Source organism: Psychroflexus maritimus, assembly GCF_011089875.1.
Classification (GTDB): Bacteria; Bacteroidota; Bacteroidia; order Flavobacteriales; family Flavobacteriaceae; genus Psychroflexus; species Psychroflexus maritimus.
Window position 1 is genome coordinate 43,297 of record NZ_JAANAS010000002.1, and the last position, 20,607, is coordinate 63,903.

General features: G+C 33.3%; 18 protein-coding genes. 9 read left to right on the forward strand and 9 right to left on the reverse strand.

All coding sequences use genetic code 11. The features are described from left to right. Window positions 1-21 precede the first annotated feature (21 nt). Window positions 22-1,677 (forward strand): phospholipase D-like domain-containing protein, encoded by a 1,656-nt coding sequence (locus G7034_RS01390; protein ID WP_166399173.1) that lies wholly within the window; start codon window positions 22-24, stop codon window positions 1,675-1,677. Window positions 1,678-1,702: 25 nt separating this feature from the next. Here the strand turns inward: G7034_RS01390 and G7034_RS01395 are convergent, their stop codons facing one another. From G7034_RS01395 to G7034_RS01405, 3 genes are all read right to left on the reverse strand, one after another. Next, window positions 1,703-2,680, reverse strand: a complete 978-nt coding sequence (locus G7034_RS01395; protein WP_166399174.1) for a transporter — start codon at window positions 2,678-2,680, stop codon at window positions 1,703-1,705. A 228-nt stretch (window positions 2,681-2,908) separates the two neighbouring features. Continuing rightward, the gene (locus G7034_RS01400) at window positions 2,909-5,320 is read right to left on the reverse strand and encodes an alpha-ketoacid dehydrogenase subunit alpha/beta (protein ID WP_166399175.1); all 2,412 of its coding nucleotides are present in this window, start codon (window positions 5,318-5,320) and stop codon (window positions 2,909-2,911) included. A gap of 174 nt (window positions 5,321-5,494) precedes the next feature. Further along, window positions 5,495-5,791 carry a GNAT family N-acetyltransferase gene (locus G7034_RS01405; protein WP_166399176.1) on the reverse strand — a complete coding sequence of 99 codons (297 nt, stop codon included), beginning with the start codon at window positions 5,789-5,791 and terminating at the stop codon, window positions 5,495-5,497. A gap of 118 nt (window positions 5,792-5,909) precedes the next feature. Between G7034_RS01405 and G7034_RS01410 the strand changes: the two genes are divergently transcribed. Next, window positions 5,910-6,596 carry an alpha/beta hydrolase gene (locus tag G7034_RS01410; protein ID WP_246166707.1) on the forward strand — a complete coding sequence of 229 codons (687 nt, stop codon included), beginning with the start codon at window positions 5,910-5,912 and terminating at the stop codon, window positions 6,594-6,596. Next, window positions 6,580-7,548, forward strand: a complete 969-nt coding sequence (locus tag G7034_RS01415) for a lytic transglycosylase domain-containing protein (protein WP_166399177.1) — start codon at window positions 6,580-6,582, stop codon at window positions 7,546-7,548. Before G7034_RS01410 ends, G7034_RS01415 begins: the two co-directional genes overlap by 17 nt. Before the next feature lie 131 nt (window positions 7,549-7,679). Here G7034_RS01415 and G7034_RS01420 read toward each other — a convergent pair whose 3' ends face one another. Together G7034_RS01420 and G7034_RS01425 are read right to left on the reverse strand one after the other, a co-directional pair. Then, on the reverse strand, window positions 7,680-8,375 hold the full coding sequence (locus G7034_RS01420; RefSeq protein ID WP_166399178.1) for a TlpA family protein disulfide reductase: 696 nt from the start codon (window positions 8,373-8,375) through the stop codon (window positions 7,680-7,682). Window positions 8,376-8,471: 96 nt separating this feature from the next. Then, on the reverse strand, window positions 8,472-8,987 hold the full coding sequence (locus tag G7034_RS01425) for a DUF2892 domain-containing protein (RefSeq protein ID WP_166399179.1): 516 nt from the start codon (window positions 8,985-8,987) through the stop codon (window positions 8,472-8,474). Between the two features lie 134 nt (window positions 8,988-9,121). Between G7034_RS01425 and rpmH the strand changes: the two genes are divergently transcribed. The 3 genes from rpmH to G7034_RS01440 all read left to right on the forward strand — a co-directional run bounded on the left by rpmH (window position 9,122) and on the right by G7034_RS01440 (window position 13,259). Further along, entirely contained in the window at window positions 9,122-9,283 is a 162-nt protein-coding gene (gene rpmH / locus G7034_RS01430; protein ID WP_166399180.1) for a 50S ribosomal protein L34, read from the forward strand. 87 nt (window positions 9,284-9,370) lie between these two features. Further along, complete coding sequence (gene carB / locus G7034_RS01435; protein ID WP_166399181.1) at window positions 9,371-12,223, forward strand: carbamoyl-phosphate synthase large subunit; 2,853 nt, start codon at window positions 9,371-9,373, stop codon at window positions 12,221-12,223. A gap of 589 nt (window positions 12,224-12,812) precedes the next feature. Continuing rightward, entirely contained in the window at window positions 12,813-13,259 is a 447-nt protein-coding gene (locus G7034_RS01440) for an RrF2 family transcriptional regulator (RefSeq protein ID WP_166399182.1), read from the forward strand. Window positions 13,260-13,348: 89 nt separating this feature from the next. Here the strand turns inward: G7034_RS01440 and G7034_RS01445 are convergent, their stop codons facing one another. The 3 genes from G7034_RS01445 to deoC are packed head-to-tail and all read right to left on the reverse strand — an operon-like array spanning window position 13,349 to window position 15,565. After that, on the reverse strand, window positions 13,349-14,185 hold the full coding sequence (locus G7034_RS01445) for a DUF1853 family protein (protein WP_166399183.1): 837 nt from the start codon (window positions 14,183-14,185) through the stop codon (window positions 13,349-13,351). Then, the gene (gene deoD, locus G7034_RS01450; RefSeq protein WP_166399184.1) at window positions 14,185-14,886 is read right to left on the reverse strand and encodes a purine-nucleoside phosphorylase; all 702 of its coding nucleotides are present in this window, start codon (window positions 14,884-14,886) and stop codon (window positions 14,185-14,187) included. The genes G7034_RS01445 and deoD overlap by 1 nt, the downstream gene beginning before the upstream one ends. Before the next feature lie 10 nt (window positions 14,887-14,896). After that, window positions 14,897-15,565, reverse strand: a complete 669-nt coding sequence (gene deoC / locus G7034_RS01455; RefSeq protein ID WP_166399185.1) for a deoxyribose-phosphate aldolase — start codon at window positions 15,563-15,565, stop codon at window positions 14,897-14,899. Window positions 15,566-15,711: 146 nt separating this feature from the next. On the opposite strand from deoC, the gene G7034_RS01460 reads away from it, so the two are divergent. Further along, the gene (locus tag G7034_RS01460) at window positions 15,712-16,188 is read left to right on the forward strand and encodes a lipocalin family protein (protein WP_166399186.1); all 477 of its coding nucleotides are present in this window, start codon (window positions 15,712-15,714) and stop codon (window positions 16,186-16,188) included. Between the two features lie 29 nt (window positions 16,189-16,217). Further along, window positions 16,218-16,916 carry an OmpA family protein gene (locus G7034_RS01465; RefSeq protein ID WP_166399187.1) on the forward strand — a complete coding sequence of 233 codons (699 nt, stop codon included), beginning with the start codon at window positions 16,218-16,220 and terminating at the stop codon, window positions 16,914-16,916. A gap of 304 nt (window positions 16,917-17,220) precedes the next feature. Here G7034_RS01465 and G7034_RS01470 read toward each other — a convergent pair whose 3' ends face one another. Next, window positions 17,221-17,751 carry an RNA methyltransferase gene (locus G7034_RS01470; protein WP_166399224.1) on the reverse strand — a complete coding sequence of 177 codons (531 nt, stop codon included), beginning with the start codon at window positions 17,749-17,751 and terminating at the stop codon, window positions 17,221-17,223. Window positions 17,752-17,939: 188 nt separating this feature from the next. Between G7034_RS01470 and mutS the strand changes: the two genes are divergently transcribed. Next, entirely contained in the window at window positions 17,940-20,537 is a 2,598-nt protein-coding gene (gene mutS, locus G7034_RS01475; protein ID WP_166399188.1) for a DNA mismatch repair protein MutS, read from the forward strand. Window positions 20,538-20,607 lie beyond the last annotated feature (70 nt).

Consider the following 20,607-nt stretch of genomic DNA (forward strand, 5'->3'; position numbering starts at 1 on the left):
TGTAACACTAAATCTATTCCTATGAAAAAAATAATATTTAATACAATTTTTTTTAGTTGTCTTTTTACAAGTTTTGCTCAACCAAAACTTGTAAATACTAGTTTAAGAGCAAAACAGATTACTCCATCTAGCTTAAATATTGAGATTCAAACAGAAAATGCTGCTGGCTATGAGGTTAAATTTATACCACTTAAAAACACCTTTGATACTCTTTTTTTTGAAAATTCAAAATTCAAAACAAACCATCATATCATTCAACTAAAAAACCTTGCACCTTCTGCTTTTTATAAAGGTGAATTTAAAATTTTTGATGAATCAGAAGATACTTTATACGTTCAAAAAAACTATGCTTCAAGTTCCATTTTACCTGGCGAAATTATAGCCTATTTTAATCATGAAATCAATGAGGAGGTAGCTTCTTCTCCTTCTAATGTAGCTCATTTTGTTGATAACGCTATGCGAGATACCTTAATTAATTATATTGGTAGAGCAGAAGAGAGTATTGATATTGCTATCTATAATTCTTTTGGTAACAACCCAAGTGTAGGAATTGCTGGAGCAATTAACCAAGCTCATCTAGATGGTGTTCAGGTTAGAGTAATTCATGACGGAAGCACGAGTAGCTCTATGATTAATGTTTTAAATGCAAATATACCTGTGATAGCAAGGTTAGAAAACCCTAATTTTCCAGGTATAATGCATCATAAATTTCTGGTTATGGATGCAGAACATGAAGATGCTTCTAAATCGGTAGTTTGGACAGGATCGACCAATTGGACTACCGGGCAAATTAATAGTCCTGACAAAAATAATGTTATTATTATTCAAGACCAAACTCTTGCGCAAACCTATAAAATGGAATTTGATGAAATGTGGGGGAGTACGGGTGCTCAACCAGATTATCAAAACATAAGATTTGGGAATTCTAAAGAAGATAATTCCCCCAAGGAATTTAATGTAGGAGGAATTGAAGTTGAATGTTATTTTAGCCCAACCGATGGAACCGAGCAAGAAATTATAAACCTCATGCAGGATGCTCAAGAAAGCATTGTTGTTGCTTCGATGTTAATTACAAGAGAAAATTTGGCACAAGCTTTAGTTAATCAATATACTAACGGAATAAGTGAATTAGCGTTTATTGTTGATACAGAAGATTATGCCGGTTCTCAAAAGGACTTTTTAGCCAATAACTTGGGAGCAACTAATTATTTTGAATACTCGGCTCCGGGAATTATGCATCATAAAATGATGGTTGTTGACCATGGGACTCCACAAGCTGCAACTCTCACTGGATCACATAATTGGAGTTTTTCAGCTGAAAATAGAAATGATGAAAACACGCTAATCATTTATGATGAGGCTATTGCTAATCAATATTATCAAGCCTTATCTCAGCTAGTTACCGATGTAGGAGGAAACTTAACAAATAAAGAATTTAAGGAGCTTAACTATACCTATTTCCCAAATCCAGTTAAGGATAAACTCTATATTTCTTCTGAAAATGAAATTCTACAAGTTGATATTTACGATACTTCAGGAAAAAAAGTTTTATGTATTAACAAACATACAGGCATGCCACAAAATTTTATCAATTTAGAAGCTTTTCAGCGTGGTTTTTATTTTGTAAAGCTAACCACATCTATAGGCAATTCTAATTTCAAAATACTAAAAAGGTAAAAACTGATTTTAGTACATTAAGGAATTATGGGATATTGAATTTTTGCTTGCGTTCAGATTTTATTTTCTCATTTTCCTTTTGTTTCTCATAATCTTGTTTTTTTTCTTTAGATTCAAATATATAATCTTCATTTAAGAATTGGTCAAAACGATAAGAAACACCAATGCCAACCTGCCATCGTTCAGGAGTACTTTTAAAATTTACTAACGCATTTACATCTACTTGTAAGTTTCTGCTTATTAAATAAGCAGCACCACCTCTTAAAAGTTCATCACTATAAAAATCGCCTATAATTGTTTGAAATTCTCCAAAGACAGACCAATTGTAATTAATCGTGTGAGTAAGCGTAAAAATACCCGTAAAACTTGTGAAATCAGTTAAAATTCGGTCCATTATAAAGTTTGAAACCAAGACCCATCGTTTATAATTATGTTGTGAAATTAATGCTAACCTCGAAGAGATAAATGAATCTTCTTCAGGCATAAATGGGCTCCCACCAAAATTAGTGTTTATGCCAACATAACCTGAAACTGCAGGGATTAAATGCCACCATTGCAAAGTATTGTTTTTTTTCCAACTTCTTAAGTTAGGACCTTCCATTTCTCTGCTAATCCAAGGGTCATAAAATAAGTATTTCCCGCCTAATGTATTTCTTTGAAAATTAGCAGTTTCAAATTCTCTAAAGCTTCCTCCAGCCAATATACTTTCATTTTGAGCTAGAAATGTACCATCTATAATAAACTCAAATCTTGAACTTTGAAAGCCATACCTTAGTGCATAATCAGTTCCAAAAATTGAAGCATCTGAACTTCTTAAACTATGTTGACTGTTTTCAAAGCTTATTCCTGTTTCTAATTGAATTACGTTTTCACCAACAGCAAAAGCACCTTGTGAAGCACCAGGGCGATTTGAGTTAATAGTTTCTGTGTATTGCGCATTAGCCTGATATAGAGTAATTAAAACAAGTAAACTTAGTGTATATAATCTTTGGGTATGCTTCATTTTTTATATTTTAATCCGCTTCAAATATAAAGGTTTATTTATTTCATTTAAACTCATTAGGTAAATTTATATGCAAAGTTTAAAGCTTAGCTATAGCAGAAAGAGTTTAAAAACTAGCCGTTTAAAATACCCCTTTAAAAATGCACCAGGTAATTTTAAATCGGTTACACAAATAAAGCCGCTTGAATTTCAATTCAAAGCGGCTTTTTCAGGCTATTTTTCATATAATTAATCAAGCTTAGGGTACTCATCTGGCTTGAATTCATGCATTATAGCATAAGCTTTCTCAAATACATCTTCTGAAGAAGGTTTAGAGAAATAATCGCCATCGGTTCCGTAGGCTGGTCGGTGTTCTTTTGCTGTAAGCGTTTGAGGTTGACTATCTAAATATTGATAGGCATTTTGTTCTTCCAAAACCTTTTGTAAAATATAAGCTGATGCTCCCCCTGGAACATCTTCATCAATTACTAGAAGGCGATTAGTTTTCTTAACACTTTCAACAATGGCATGATTTAAGTCGAATGGTAATAAGGATTGCACATCTATAATTTCCACAGATATTCCTACTTCTGTTAGCTCTTTAGCAGCTTGTTCAATTATCCTTAGAGTTGATCCATAAGAAACAATGCTGATGTCATTACCTTCTCTTATGGTTTCAATTTTTCCTAATGGAGTTTTAAATTCTCCTAAATTTTCAGGCATTTTTTCTTTCAAGCGGTAGCCATTAAGGCACTCAACAATTAATGCAGGTTCATCACTGGCTAAAAGTGTGTTATAAAAACCCGCTGCTTTAGTCATGTTTCTAGGCACAAGTACGTGAATACCTCTAATTAAGTTAAGAATTCCGCCCATAGGTGAACCAGAGTGCCAAATCCCTTCTAATCGATGCCCTCTTGTTCTAATAATTAAAGGTGCTTTTTGTTTGCCTGCAGAACGATAAGCTGTAGTAGCTAAATCATCACTCATTATTTGCAAAGCATACAACAAATAATCAAGATATTGTATCTCGGCAATTGGACGGAGGCCTCTTAAAGCCATTCCTATTCCTTGGCCTAAAATTGTAGCCTCTCTAATTCCTGCATCAGCTACTCTAATTTCTCCATATTTTTTCTGCATTCCTTCAAGTCCTTGGTTTACATCACCAATTTCTCCAGAGTCTTCACCAAAAATTAAAGTTTCTGGTTTTGTTTTAAAAATTTGGTCAAAGTTGTCTCTTAATATTAAACGTGCATCAACTTCCTTACTATCTTCATTATACTTAGGAGCTACTTCATCAATAGCTGTGGCTTGGAGTTCAGTTTGGTTAAATAAATAACTGCTGTATTGAGGTTGTGTTTTTTTCTTGAAACCATCAATCCAATTAATTAGTTCAGTTTTTGCTTCAGATTGCTCAAATCTTACTTGCCTTAATGCTTTTCTAGCTGTAGCTAACAACACCGATTTTAGCGGCTCATTATTTTGTTTAATTTCGTTTACATAAGGCTGGATAAAAGCTTTGTTTTCGCTTGAATTGGCTAAGTCTTCTAGTAATTTAACTAAGACTATACTTTCTTTTTTAGCGATTTCTCCAAAAGCTTTCCAGGCTTTTTGTTTACCTGTTCTAACTTCCTTTTTTATATCTTTTTCAATTGCACTTAATTCTTCATCAGTGGCAATTTGATTTTCAATCATCCACTTTCTAAGTTGTATATTACAATCATATTCCTTCTCCCATTCTAGGCGTTCTTTAGATTTGTAGCGTTCGTGAGAACCAGAGGTAGAGTGGCCTTGCGGTTGGGTTAATTCGATAACATGTATCAATACAGGAACGTGTTCTTCTCGAGCAATTTTTTCGGCTTTTTGATAAGCTTCAATTAAAGCAGAATAGTCCCATCCTTTAACACGAATAATCTCGTAGCCATTAGTGCCTTCTTCACGCTGAAAACCTTTCAGGATTTCAGATATATTCTCTTTGGTTGTTTGGTGTCTTGCATGAACAGAAATTCCATAATCATCATCCCACACATTGATTACCATGGGGACTTTTAATACTCCAGCGGCATTAAATGTTTCCCAGAACAAACCTTCTGAAGTACTAGCATTACCAATTGTTCCCCAAGCAATTTCATTACCATTGTTAGAAAAATTTGAGCTGTCTATGTTTTTTTCGGCACGATAAACCTTAGAGGCTTGCGCTAAACCTAAAAGTCGAGGCATTTGTCCCGCAGTTGGAGAAATATCTGCACTTGAATTCTTTTGTTGAGTCAGGTTTTTCCAAGACCCATCTTCGTTTAAACTATGTGTCATGAAGTGACCACCCATTTGTCTTCCTGCCGACATAGGTTCTTGGTTGATGTCAGTATTGGCGTATAAACCAGCAAAAAACTCTTGTATGGAGAGCTGGCCAATAGCCATCATAAAAGTTTGATCGCGATAGTACCCTGACCTAAAATCACCATTTTTAAAAGATTTAGCCCAAGCCAGTTGAGGTACTTCTTTTCCATCTCCAAAAATTCCGAATTTAGCTTTGCCAGTTAACACCTCTCTTCTACCTAATAAACTACATTCTCTACTATTAACTGCGATTTTATAGTCGTTAATCACTTCAGCTTTAAAGTCATTAAACGAAATATCTTTTTTTTCTTCTACTGCATCTTGCATTTCAACAAATTTTTCGATTGTTGCGAAGATACTAATTTTCCTTAAGATAACAGACTTAGAAGTATGTTAAATAAATGAGATATTTTTAATACAAAAGCTTAAAATTGTTTTTTTTGTGCTATATTTTCAATAAAAATAGCTTCTTTTAATCAAAACTATAAAACTTGAGCTCGTTTATAAAGCAATTCCAACCGGTAGAAGGTCAGCGTATTTTAATTTGTTTCCTCGCATAAAACTCTTCACTTCTTTACAAGTAGGTACGACTTTAATTTCATCCTCTTTTAATTGGTCTAAGACCAGTGCAATGAATTTATCTTTGTAGCCCTTTTCAATTAAATGATCACTTATAATCATCTTAGTTAAAAAGGTTTTTCGTTCTTGTTCTACAAACTCTATGGCAATTAACTCGTTATCAACTAATGCCTCAAATTGTCTTAAAAACTTGTTTTTTTTCAACGTTAACTCTTCCATACACCATCATATTATAGTTATATAACCTTTTAAATTATAATTTATTGTAAAGCAAATTTGTGTAGTATATTTGCAACTAATCTTAGACTCTAAATATACAAAAAAGTTTATTTTTTTTATGCAAATTGAATCTAATACTGGTCTTATTCCTGTTTATATGATGCCTGGCATGGCAGCTAAAGCTTCCATTTTTGAGTATATTTCTTTAGACCCTAATAGATTTGAGGTAATTTATTTAACATGGAAACTTCCAACAAAAAATGAGCGTTTAGAGGATTACGCTCAACGAATGTGTGAAGATGTTATTCACCAAAATCCAGTTTTAATTGGAGTTTCATTTGGAGGAATTCTTGTTCAGGAAATGGCTAAATTGATAGATGTGAGGCAAGTAATCATCATTTCAAGCCTTAAAAGTTATCACGAATTACCTACTAGGATGAAATTTGCAAGAAAAACAAATGCTTTTAAGGTTTTGCCTACCAGCCTAATAAATTACATGGAACAATTAGACTACCTTCCCCTAGGGAAAAGCTTTAAAAAACGTTTGCAATTATATAAGAAATACATGTTTGTAAGTGATAAATATTACTTAGATTGGTCAATTGAAAACATTGTATCTTGGAAGCAAAAACAAGCTCCTAAAGGTATTGTCCATATTCATGGGGATGCCGATTTGGTATTTCCTTTAGAACATATAGAGAATTGCCATGTTGTTCCTGGAGGAACACATATTATGATTATTAATAAATACAGGTGGTTTAATAAACACCTTCCTAATTTTATAACCTATGGAAATCAAAAATAAAAAGAGTAAGTTTCAATTAATCAGCTCGATAAGCATTGCAATTGTAGGAATCACAATTGTTTTAATTGCTTTAGGCTTTACTAAAACTGATGTCTTAAGTACGGAGAAAGAAAAAGCAAATCCAACTAATGCAAGTGTTCAATCTTTGGGTTTACCAGAAAATATCACATTTGCTAATGAAAGCGTTCCTTTAAACGATCCTGATGTAGCTGAACGCTTAGATCGAGAGCTTCTTGTGAACACTTATTGGCAATCTAATGCAATTATGTTGATTAAAAGAGGGCACAAGTACTTCCCAATAATAGAACCAATCCTAAAAGATTATGGAGTGCCAGATGATTTCAAATTTTTAGCTTTGGCGGAAAGCGGGTTGATGCAAGTAGTTTCTCCTGCTGGCGCAACTGGCTTTTGGCAACTAATGAAAGCAACTGCCAAAGAATATGGATTAGAGGTTAATACCAATGTAGATGAACGCTACAATATAGAACTTGCTACTCACGCTGCTTGTCAATATTTATTAAAGTCTAAAGAAAAGTTTGGCTCCTGGACGCTAGCAGCTGCTGCTTATAATGCAGGTAACACAGGAATCTTAAGACAACAGGAGAGACAGGAAGTAGAAAACTATTACGACTTACTTTTAATAGAAGAAACTTCAAGGTATGTTTTTAGGATTTTAGCGCTTAAAGAAATATTTAATAATTATGAAGATTATGGTTTTTCTATTGATCCTTCTCATTTTTATAGCACGAGTAAATCTAAGCCTCTAATGGTAGATTATGCAATAGATAATTTAGCAGAATTCGCAAAAACACAAGGAATCTCCTATAAGACTCTTAAACGATTTAATCCTTGGCTAAGAGACAACTTTTTAGTCAATAATTCGGGGAAGGAATATGTGTTTCAAATTCCAGACACTTTAAATTACCCTATTCATAGCCTTCATAAAAATTAGGAATATTTTTTTTGTTCTATATTGACAATTTTGATAGCTACACTAGTTGAAGAAGATGGATTAGATAAAATTATGACAATAAATAGAGTTTTTTAAGCATTGATTAATTTGATTTAAAGCAATTATAAATTTCAATAAGTTGTCTTGTTCTCATACTCACGGATAGTTGTTATATGCTTTTCAAAAGATTTTTTACAATTTTCAATAGCTTCTTTCTTATTGAGATTGTAAGGATTTTGGATATTGGTTTGCATATCTAAAAGGCGTTTATCCCCTGCAATAACAAATGTTGTTGGGATTCCAAAACTATGCTTAAGCATTTTGATTGTTGAGGCGTATCGATTGGTGAGTTCATCTACATACAAAATTTCTACTTTTGAGTTGAATTTTCTAGAATTCTTCCTTGCATCTTTTCGGTTGTCCCAGTATAGTATTGCAAAATCAATCTCTTTACAATATGCTTTAGCAACTCTATTTAGAGCTTCTATTTCACCATTAGTGGGTACACTCCAAGAGGCGTAACTTAAAAGCAACATGGGTTTTACATAATCATCTAGATAACACTTGCCAGACTTAATACACTTTAAACTAAAGTTATCCATGTAGCTACCTATGATGTATTCCTGAATAAATTGATTAGCAAGATCTTCGGCTTCTTTGTATTTCTGTAACAATTCAAGTTTCTCAATTTTTTTTATATGAGACTTATAATGACCTCGTATTTGTTCAGAAAAAAAAACCTTGGCCTCATCATTTAACTCAATCTGTTGTTGAGCGTATAATGAAGAATAAAACATAAAGATGATGAAAAGTAGTTTTTTTACCAAAAGTTTTGTTTTTTATAAAATTATGTAAAAAAAACAAATAAGCCGATTTCTTTTAAGAAATCGGCTTATTAATACATAGATAACGAGTAGGTTTTGTTAAATCTTCTTCATTTGTTGCTTTATCATCCGTATTTGGTCCTTAAGCATTCCGTGCTTATCAAGTTTATTAGCTTCTTTTAGCAGGATTTGCGCTTCTCGTTTACGTCGCTTAGACATTGCAATTCCAGCTAAATTCAATTTCGCCATAGCTAAATCTTGGTCCATAGATAAGCCTAACTTTATAGCTTTTTTAAAATATTTTTCAGCTTTGGTCATGTTTTCTTGAGAATACATTAACCCATGTAAATAATGATAATAACCTTGTTGTTTTTGAGTTAGGGCCGATTCTGGGTTCTTAATTTTATCTAGCCATTGCTTGGCTCCTGCAAAATCTTGCTTTCTTAATTTCCAAAATGCTAAAAGAATAAATTCATTTTTGAAATAAAACAAAATGAATATTCCAGCAAATAAAATTAAGGAAATCCCATTTCCTATATTGACTAAAGTAAATTGGTAAATAGCAAAGGCTATGATTAATCCAGCTAAAATTAATTTAAAAATCTTATTGTACATCTGTATGATTATTTTGAAACCGCAAACTTACGAAAAATACAATAAAAATCTTTGCTTTTTAGTTGCTTCAATAAAAACTTATTGTATATTTGCAACCGATTTAAACAGAACAAAACACACTAAAGATATTTGAAATGAAAAGAACCTTTCAACCATCAAAGACTAAGAGAAGAAACAAGCACGGATTTAGAGAAAGAATGGCTAGTGCAAACGGCAGAAAAGTTTTGTCTAGAAGAAGAGCTAAAGGAAGAAAGAAACTAAGTGTTTCTACAGAAGCTAGTTTACGTAGAAAATAATATGATTCTCAATTAAACATATTTATTAAAAGGTGTTACTTTAACAGTAACACCTTTTTTTTATACCATCACTAAATACCCTTTATCATGCCTAAAAACAATAACTTAAAATCAATATTACTCATTGGCTCAGGGCCTATTGTTATTGGTCAAGCTTGTGAGTTTGATTATTCAGGTTCTCAATCTTTAAGATCGCTAAGAGAAGATGGAATAGAAACGATTTTAATCAATTCTAATCCAGCAACTATCATGACCGACCCAAGTATGGCCGACCATGTTTATCTCAAACCGTTAACTACTAAATCAATTATCGAAATCTTAAAAAAACACCCGAATATTGATGCTGTACTCCCAACAATGGGCGGTCAAACTGCTTTAAACTTATGTATTGAAGCCGATGATAAAGGAATATGGGAAGACTTTGGGGTAAAAATTATTGGTGTTGATATTGACGCCATAAACATCACCGAAGATCGAGAAAAATTCCGCCTTTTAATGGAAAAAATAGGAATTCCTGTGGCTCCTTCTAAAACCGTAACTTCCTTTTTACAAGGTAAAGAAGTAGCCCAAGAATTTGGTTTTCCTTTAGTTATACGCGCTTCATTTACTCTAGGAGGAACAGGCGCCTCTTTTGTACATTCTGAAGATCAATTTGACGAACTCTTAACTCGTGGGCTAGAAGCTTCCCCAATCCATGAAGTGCTTATTGATAAAGCTTTGCTTGGTTGGAAAGAATACGAGTTAGAATTACTTCGTGATGCTAACGATAATGTAGCTATTATTTGTAGCATCGAAAACATGGACCCAATGGGAATCCATACTGGAGACTCTATTACTGTGGCACCAGCTATGACTTTAAGTGATCGTACCTACCAAAAAATGCGTGACCTTGCTATTAAAATGATGCGAAGTATAGGCGATTTTGCCGGTGGATGTAATGTACAATTTGCCGTAAGTCCAGACGAAAATGAAGACATTATAGCTATAGAAATTAACCCGCGTGTTTCTCGTTCTTCTGCTTTAGCTTCAAAAGCTACAGGCTATCCAATTGCAAAAATAGCTACCAAACTGGCAATGGGCTATCATTTAGACGAATTAGATAACCAAATCACTAAAACTACTTCTGCCTTTTTTGAACCTACCTTAGATTATGTCATTGTTAAAATACCACGTTGGAATTTTGATAAATTTGAAGGTTCAGACAGAACTTTAGGCCTGCAAATGAAATCGGTAGGAGAGGTGATGGGCATCGGACGCTCATTTCAAGAAGCATTGCATAAAGCTACTCAGTCCCTTGAAATTAAAAGAAATGGACTAGGAGCTGATGGAAAAAGTTACACCGATTACAAGCAAATTATTAGTAAATTAACTTACGCTAGTTGGGACCGAGTTTTTGTCATTTACGATGCCATTCAACTTGGAATTCCACTAAGTAGAATCCATGAAATTACTAAAATTGATATGTGGTTCTTGAAACAATATGAAGAATTGTTTCTGCTTGAAAAAGAAATAAGCAAATATAGCATAGACAACATCAACAAAGATTTACTTCTAGAAGCCAAACAAAAAGGCTTTGCAGATCGTCAAATAGCACACATGCTTAAGTGTCTTGAAAGTCAGGTATATACTAAAAGAGAAGAATTACAAATCAACAGAATTTACAAATTAGTAGATACTTGTGCAGCCGAGTTTGAAGCGAAAACTCCTTACTATTACTCCACCTTTGAAGCCGCCTATCAAACCAAAGAAGGAGTGCTTACACAACGTAACGAAAGCGAAGTAAGCAACAAGAAAAAAGTAATTGTTTTAGGATCTGGCCCTAACCGAATTGGCCAAGGAATTGAATTTGATTATTGCTGTGTTCACGGAGTTTTAGCTGCTAAAGAATGTGGCTATGAAACCATCATGATTAATTGTAACCCTGAAACAGTTTCAACCGATTTTGATACAGCCGATAAACTTTATTTTGAACCAGTTTTTTGGGAACATATCTATGACATTATTCGCCATGAAAATCCTGTAGGAGTAATTGTACAGTTAGGCGGGCAAACCGCTTTAAAATTGGCTGAAAAATTAGAACGCTACGGAATAAAAATTCTTGGAACAAGTTACCAAGCCTTAGATTTAGCCGAAGACCGTGGAAGTTTTTCAAAATTACTGCAAGAAAACAAGATTCCTTATCCAGAATTTGGCGTTGCCGAAAATGCAGATGAAGCTCTACAATTAGCAGATGAGCTAGATTTTCCTATTCTTGTAAGGCCTTCTTATGTGTTAGGAGGACAAGGCATGAAAATTGTCATTAACAAAAAAGAATTAGAAGCCCATGTGGTAGATTTACTTCGAAAAATACCCAACAACAAACTGCTTTTAGACCATTATTTAGACGGCGCAATTGAAGCTGAAGCAGATGCCATTTGCGATGGCGAAAACGTTTATATTATTGGTATTATGGAGCACATAGAACCTTGTGGAGTTCATTCAGGCGATTCTAACGCTACACTTCCTCCTTTCAATTTAGGCGATTTAGTTGTTCAGCAAATCAAAGACCACACCAAGAAAATTGCTTTAGCCCTGAATACAGTAGGATTAATCAACATTCAATTTGCAATAAAAGACGATCAGGTATATATTATCGAAGCCAATCCAAGAGCTTCTAGAACGGTACCTTTTATTGCAAAAGCTTATGGAGAGCCTTACGTAAATTACGCTACTAAAGTCATGCTAGGAGAGAAAAAAATAAAAGATTTCAATTTCCAGCCAAAATTAGAAGGTTATGCTATCAAACAACCCGTATTTTCCTTTGATAAATTCCATAATGTCAACAAACAATTGGGGCCAGAAATGAAAAGTACAGGCGAAAGCATATTATTCATTGATAGCCTAAAGGACGATGATTTTTATAACCTTTACACACGTAGAAAAATGTATTTGAGTAAATAAGCAAACCAAAAATAGAAGCCGAGAACCTGCTTTTCGTTTCAAATCCTCAACGAATAAAGTGGTTTTTCTAAGCCTTGAACAAGAGCTTCCTGTCGGTCGCTTTATCAATGCAAGAAAAATCACCTTTTTCGTTTCCGGGTTTTCCACTTCAATCAGGGCTATTTTTAAGAAGTGATAGATTCAACTTTTTATAAAAAAAACTTTTTGAAACCTAAAAAAAAGAGACTAAGCTTAGATTTCTTAAATTTTCATTCGTCAGCTATTTTAAATTTATTCAATAAACTAATACCCATTTCAGCAAATAAAAAGAAAACATAAAATTTTTGGATTTTAATCTTTAACCAACTTTTATTTTTTTTTCAAATAATAACCAAATAAAATATTATTTTTACACTTCTAAAAATCACAAATCTTAGATGAATTTAAAAGGAAAGCTGTTTATTTAGTTTTTTAGTAGATTTACTAAGTTTTATGTAAAAGATTACTTGAAGAAGAAAAGTAAACAAAAATTAATTTATTGTAGCCTTGATTTTAAATCGATAACTGAATTCAAGATATATAATTTAAATAAACCATTAATTTATAAAGAATGCTTTCAAAAAAAACAAAATATGCAATTAATGCTTTGGTATATTTAGCTAAACAAGAAACCAATCAACCCGTCCAGATTGCAAGTATCTCAGAAGCTCAAAATATTCCTCAAAAATTTTTAGAAAGTATCTTACTCGATTTAAAAAAAGCAGCGGTGCTTTCAAGTAAACGTGGAAAAAATGGAGGTTACTATTTACTTAAATCCCCTGAAGAAATTAATTTAGCTGAGGTCATGCGATTGTTTGACGGAGCTATTGCTTTTTTACCTTGTGTAACCCATAAGTATTACGAACGCTGTGAAGAATGTAAAGATGAAGAAATTTGTGGAATTAGAGATATCTTTTTTGAGGTTAGAAATACCACAGTAGAATTATTAAAGAAAGCTACTTTAAAAGAGATTATTACAAGAGAAAACCTTCTCAATCCTAATTATTATCCAGAGTAAATTGACAACTGTCACTAAGAATATACAGGTAGAAATTCAAATTTTATAGAATAATAGTCTGTTGCTTGTTTTCCTTTTTTTTCTTTAACTTAATCAAAACAAACAAAGTAACTGTTAAATTTTCCTTCTTTTGTTTTTTCCCATAACATAGGTCTTATTCCACTTTCAATTAACACATTCACTTGCATTTCAACTGATTCAAAATCTTCAAACGTATAACCAGATTCACTAGGTATGATCATCCAATCTTGACGTTTTGGTATAAAATAGTGGTGAAACTTATTCAGAAGCTTTAATTCACTAAATTTCAACCAAAACCCACTTACCGTTTTTGGGTTGATGTAGGAAGGAAGATTGACCGCTTTGTTCAAAGGCAAAAAAACTTTAGCCATAAAACTTAGTTTTTGCTCAAAATGGCTAGTTGGTAAAGCCAATTCTTTCAGTTGTTTTTGGGTAAATGCATTAAACAACATTGGAAATTGATGATTTCTTAGTTTTTCAATTTTTTTGTAAAGAAAATCTTTTCGCTTAGGCCCCATAAAGCAATGCAGTGAATTTCTATGATAGGTAGGGTCATAGATGTAAAATTTGTAAACCAATTCAATATGTAAAAAATTAGGTTGATTTTCAATAATGAAATCAAGTTCTCCTAACGTCTTTTTTTTATCGTTTACAACTTGAAGACTGTGGGTAACTAAATTTAAGTTTTTAGAATGTTCAATATATGCCTTAAAAAAGATTTCCATTCTTTTACCAACGTATAATTGCCCAGACAACTCTTTTTTATGACTAGAATTTAACTTAAAATCATCCGAAGAATTTAATACAAAATTTGAATAAGGTAAAACACCGCTGTCACTAAACAAGGCGTTTGTTCTCAAAAACCCCTTAAATTGTTGCTGTAATTGTTTAGTTGTAAATTTCATTATTGGTTTAAACCTAAAGCAATTTCAATCATTTGGCTAAAGGTGGTTTCTCGTTCTTCAGCGCTTGTAACTTCGCCAGTTATCAAAGAATCTGAAATGGTTAAAATACTTAATGCATTGGCGCCAAGTTTAGCACAAGTTGAATACAAACCTGCAGCTTCCATTTCAACACACAAAACATTGAACTTCGCCCATATTTTCCAATCTTCGTGATGATCCGTGTAAAAAGCATCAGAAGAAAGTACATTACCAGCTTTCACATCGATGTTTTTTTGATCAGCAATTTGAATAGCTTTTTTAAATAATTCAAAATTTGCAGTAGGCGCATAGTCGCCACCATTAAACCTCGACCTGTTCAAAGAAGCATCAGTTGAAGCCGCCATTGCAATAACAACATCCCTTAGCTTAATATTTTCTTGCATTGAACCAGCACTTCCTACGCGAATTAGGTTTTTAACGCCAAATTCATTAATTAGTTCATGCGCATAAATATTGATAGATGGAATACCCATGCCAGAACCTTGAACAGATATTGGTTTTCCCTGATAAGTGCCAGTATAACCCAACATACCTCTTACTTTGTTGTAGCAGATTGGATTTTCAAAGAAATTTTCAGCAATCCATTTTGCTCTTAACGGATCACCAGGGAGTAAAATGGTTTCTGCTATAGCTCCTTTTTTTGCGTTGATATGAATGCTCATAATAAATTGTTTAATATGATGAATTTGATGTTTGTCCTTGAACAAGCGCTACTCCTGATGATGTTCCTATTCTAGAAACGCCTAACTCAATGTATTTTTTTGCGGTGGTCAAATCTCTTACTCCGCCTGAAGCTTTTATTTTTACCTCTTCTCCAATACTTGCTTTCATTAGTTGTACAGCTTCAAAACTCGCTCCTCCACGACCAAAACCTGTTGAAGTTTTAACATAATTTGCTCCCGCTTGACTCGCAATTTTAGCAGCCATCTTAATCTCTTCTTCATTAAGATGAGCTGTTTCTAAAATTACCTTTAAGATTTTATCTCCACAGGCAAACTTCACTTCTTTAATGTCATTCTCTAAACTAGTCCAGTCTTGGTCTTTAATTAAGGATTGGTTAATAACCATATCAATTTCATCAGCTCCTTGAAGTATGGCTTGCTGTGCTTCAAAAGCTTTAACTCGGGCTAAGTTGGCTCCTAATGGAAAACCTACTACCGTACAGATTTTTACTTGTTTACTTTCCTTTAAAAAATGAAAAGCATTAGGAACATGCATCGGATTTACACAAACACAAGCAAAACCAAACTTAACGGCTTCTTCGCAAAGTTTTTTAATAGCTTCTTTTGTTGCTTCTGGTTTTAATAAAGTGTGGTCAATGTAGCGAGCTATCGAATTCATGATTTCATGTTTTTATTAAAAGCGAATATATTTAAAATTATACGCATTAGTATTGATATTTATCAAATTTAGACTAAATTTCATAGTGTTTTTAGCCGCTAACCTCTTTTTTAAAATTATATTTGTTTTCACAAACAGATATAATTATGAACAAAAATTTATTACTCCTATCTTTAGCTTTTATATTGGCTTCTTGTGGCGCTTCTAAAGAAATTAAACAACAAGAAAACAACTTTAATGGCGATTGGAAGTTATTAAGTGTTGATTATCCTGACTCTAGTGGTTTTTTTGACGTAACACTTTTTGAAGTAGCCTCAGCTAGTTGTTTTGAAGGTTCTAATTGGAGTTTTGTTGCCAATAATAACCGTGGAAAGGTTTTAATAAGCGATAACGATTGCATTATACCCGAACAAAATATGGTGTGGTCATTACAAGACAGTAATCACATGTATTATAATTACGATATTTTGATAAAAATGGCCGATGACGAAAAAGCTAGTCAGCAGAAGCGTGGTTCACGAATGCAATTGAAACAAATTTCTAAGCAAAATATGGTATGGGATTTAAACGTCAATTTTCAAGGCAAACCAATGATTGTTCAGCTAAATTTTGTTAAAAAATAAATTACACCTATTAATTATAAAAGTAAGTCATGAAAAATTTTGTACTTAAAATTAGCCTATCTTTAGTTTTAGTCCTATCATTATTGGGCTGTGATGCAATGAAAAACACCAATAATACCCAGCGCGGATCGGCAATAGGTGCAGCTGGAGGTGCTATTCTTGGAGGAATCTTAGGAAATAACCTTGGAAACGGAAACAACACCGCTTTAGGCGCAGTTATTGGCGGCGTAGTTGGTGGAGCATCTGGCGCCTATATTGGGAACAGAATGGACGAGCAAGCTAAACGTATAGAAGAAGAAATTCCAGGGGCAGAAGTGGTTCGAGTAGGAGAAGGAATTGCCGTAACTTTTGATGAGAATTCGGGGGTTTATTTTGATACGAATCAAGATGATTTGAATAAAGATTCTAAAGAATCACTAGATAAACTCATCAAAATTCTTTTAGAATATCCTAAAACAAACATTGTTATAGAAGGACATACCGATAGTGTTGGAAACGACATTTATAACATGGATTTATCCAGAAGAAGGGCTTCTTCTGTAGTCGATCATTTAATTAAAAATAACGTATCTAGCAACCGATTAACCATGAAGTATTTTGGTGAAGATCAGCCTAAATACGATAATGGAACAGCTGAAGGAAGAGCAAAAAATAGACGGGTTGAACTGGCTATTGTAGCTAACGAAGAATTTAAAAAAGAAGCCGAAGAGCAAACTTCACAAAATTAGCATAATAAAGTATTTATCTACTGAAAACTGGTTTATCTATAGTCGTTTGTCTCTTAAATTAAGCCTTAAAAATAGTTTGCAGATATTTTCCTCTTCATGATTTAGATTGATTATGTTCGTTGTTTATTTTGATAAAATTGTGTCAATCTAAGTGAATTTAATGAGTGAAGTCAATTCGATTTGTTTCGAGAAAAAAAAATTTATAGTTAAAATTTTGCTTGTTAGGATTTTTTTTAAATAGGTCTAATTATTACTATTCAACTTACTTTAGTCTAAAAAGCTTATCAAATTTAATAATGTTCCATTAGATTGAAAGCCTCTTAAAGTATTCCCATAAACAAACCCCAACAGAAACGGAAATATTCAGCGAATGTTTTACGCCTTTTTGTGGGATTTCAACCACTTGGTGAGAAGCTGAAACTACTGCTTGATTTACACCTTTTACTTCATTACCAAAAATGAGTGCATACTTGGTATTTGCCTTAATTTTTATATGCTCTAAGGAAGTAGCGTTTTCAGCTTGCTCAATACTTATTACTTTAACGCCCTCTTTTTTTAATCGTTCAACTAAAGTGATTGTATCTTCTGTATATTCCCAAGCTACATTTTCAGTAGCTCCTAAGGCAGTTTTTCTAATATCTTTGTGAGGAGGAGTAGCCGTTATTCCGCAGAGGTAAATTTTTTCAACTAAAAAAGCGTCAGATGTCCTAAACACGGAACCTATATTATTTAAACTCCTAACATTATCAAGGATTACAATAAGTGGAGTTTTTGCGGCCTTTATAAACTCCTCAGGAGTTTTTCTTGCTAATTCTTCATTCTTTAGTTTTCTCATTGACTTATTTTCTGCAAAAGTCTTAAATCTAAATTCCATAAGCAACTAAATGTTTACCATTTTTTTCTAGCTAAAATTAAATAGCTCAGCGCAATCTGAGGATATTTCATTTTACTTTTTTTGAAATCTGATGAATAAATAAGCACGAGTTTTTTAACTTAGCCTTTTTTAAATTCAGCACTTAAATTATGGCACAAAAAGCAAAAGTAACTCCTTTAATGAAGCAATATAATGCAATCAAAAACAAATATCCTGATGCTTTATTGCTTTTTAGAGTTGGTGATTTTTATGAAACTTTTGGAGAGGATGCTGTAAAAACAGCGCGCATTTTAAATATTGTTTTAACCAACAGAAACAATGGTAGTGAACGAACCGAACTGGCAGGTTTTCCTCATCATTCATTAAATTCTTACTTACCGAAACTTGTAAAAGCTGGAGAGCGAGTTGCTATTTGTGATCAACTTGAAGATCCAAAAAAGACTAAAAAAATTGTGAAAAGAGGGGTAACTGAGTTAGTAACGCCAGGGGTTGCATTAAACGACGAAGTGCTTCAGTCTAGATCAAACAACTTCCTTGCGGCTATTCATTTTGGAAAAAAACAACTGGGAATTTCTTTTTTAGATGTCTCTACAGGTGAGTTTTTAACTGCTCAAGGGAATGCCGCTTATATTGATAAACTCATGCGAAATTTTCAGCCTAGTGAAGTTTTGATTTCTAAAAAAGACAAATTGAAATTCGTTGAGTTACTTGGCAAAGATTTTCATGAATTTTATATGGAAGACTGGCTTTTTAAAATTGATTATGCCAAAGAAAATTTAAATACTCATTTCAATACCAATAGCTTAAAGGGCTTTGGTGTTGAAGATTTAGAGGAAGGACTTGTAGCAGCCGGCGTTGTTTTGCATTACCTTTCAGAAACTCAACATCATCAATTAAAGCACATCTCTAGTATTTTAAGAATTGCTGAGGATGCTTATGTGTGGATGGATAAGTTTACGATTAGAAATTTAGAACTTTATCAAGCAACCAATCAGCAAGCAGTTACCTTGTTAGATGTAATTGATAAGAGTATCTCCCCCATGGGAAGCAGGCTGTTAAAACGTTGGTTAGCCTTGCCTTTAAAAAATAAGGAGGCTATTAAAAAGCGCCATCAAATGATTGATTTTTTGCTTAAAAATCCTTCATTGCAGCATCTAATTCAAAATCAATTGAAGCAAATAAGCGACTTAGAGCGGCTTATTTCTAAGGTGGCTACTCAGAAAATTTCCCCTAGGGAAGTAAATCAACTAAAGTTTTCAATTGCGGCAATTTCACCCATCAAGGAAGCACTTCAAAAGACTAATTCTGAAGCTTTTCAGGTATTAGCAGAAAACATTAACTCCTGCCAGTTGCTTCAGCAAAAAATTACAGAAGCTTTGGCCGAAGATGCACCTGTGAATATTAATAAAGGGCATGTTATAGCCCCAGGATTCAATAAAGAATTAGATGAACTACGAAGTATTGCTTTTTCAGGAAAAGACTACCTAGATGAAATGCTGGAAAGAGAAAGTCAAACTACCGGAATTCCCAAGTTAAAAATTGCAAGTAACAACGTTTTTGGATATTACATAGAAGTAAGAAATACCCATAAAGACAAGGTTCCAGATAACTGGATTAGAAAACAGACCTTAGTCAATGCAGAACGTTATATCACTGAAGAATTAAAAACCTATGAGGCTAAAATATTAGGCGCTGAAGAAAAGATTCATCTGCTTGAGCAAGAATTGTTTCAACAGTTAGTCGTCTGGTTATCAGATTATATTAAAGTAGTTCAACAAAATTCTTTTCAAATTGCTCAAATTGATGTTTTGTGTTCTTTTGCTCAATTAGCAAGAGAGGAGCATTATGTAGAACCCGAAATTAATGAAGGTCTAGATTTAATTATTGAAGAAGGTCGTCATCCTGTGATTGAGAAGCAACTTCCAGCTGGCGAATCCTACATTAGTAATAGTGTAAAGCTCAACCAAGAAGACCAGCAAATTATCATGATTACAGGACCCAATATGAGTGGTAAATCGGCATTGCTTCGCCAAACAGCCTTAATTGTATTACTGGCTCAGATGGGAAGTTTCGTACCGGCTAAATCCGCTCAAATAGGTATTGTAGATAAAATTTTTACTCGGGTAGGTGCAAGCGATAACATCTCTATGGGGGAATCAACTTTTATGGTTGAAATGAATGAAACGGCCAGTATTTTAAATAATATTTCGCCAAGAAGTCTTGTTTTGTTAGATGAAATTGGAAGAGGTACAAGCACCTATGATGGAATTTCTATTGCTTGGGCAATAAGCGAATACTTGCATGAGCATCCTGCCCAAGCAAAAACCTTATTTGCTACCCACTACCATGAGCTAAATGAAATGACACAGAAATTTGAACGAATAAAAAACTACAACGTTTCTATTAAACAGTTGAAGAATAAAATTTTATTTTTAAGAAAGTTAGTTCCAGGCGGAAGCAATCATAGCTTTGGTATTCACGTAGCTAAAATGGCCGGAATGCCCCAACACGTCATCCATCGGGCCAACAAAATATTAGAAAAGTTAGAGCAATCACACGGTTCTGAAGAAATTTCAGCAACAATCAATAAATCTGAACCAGAACCACAGCTTAGTTTTTTTAATTTAGATGATCCACTTTTAGAACAAATTAAAGAAGAAATTATACACTTAGATATTAATACTTTAACTCCCGTTGAAGCACTAATGAAACTCAATGAAATTAAACGGTTGCTAAGTAAAGAGTAACTTTTTTTTAGTTTTATATAAACTTAAATCCTAAGCTTATTGAAGCTGAACTCAAGTGAAAATAACTTGA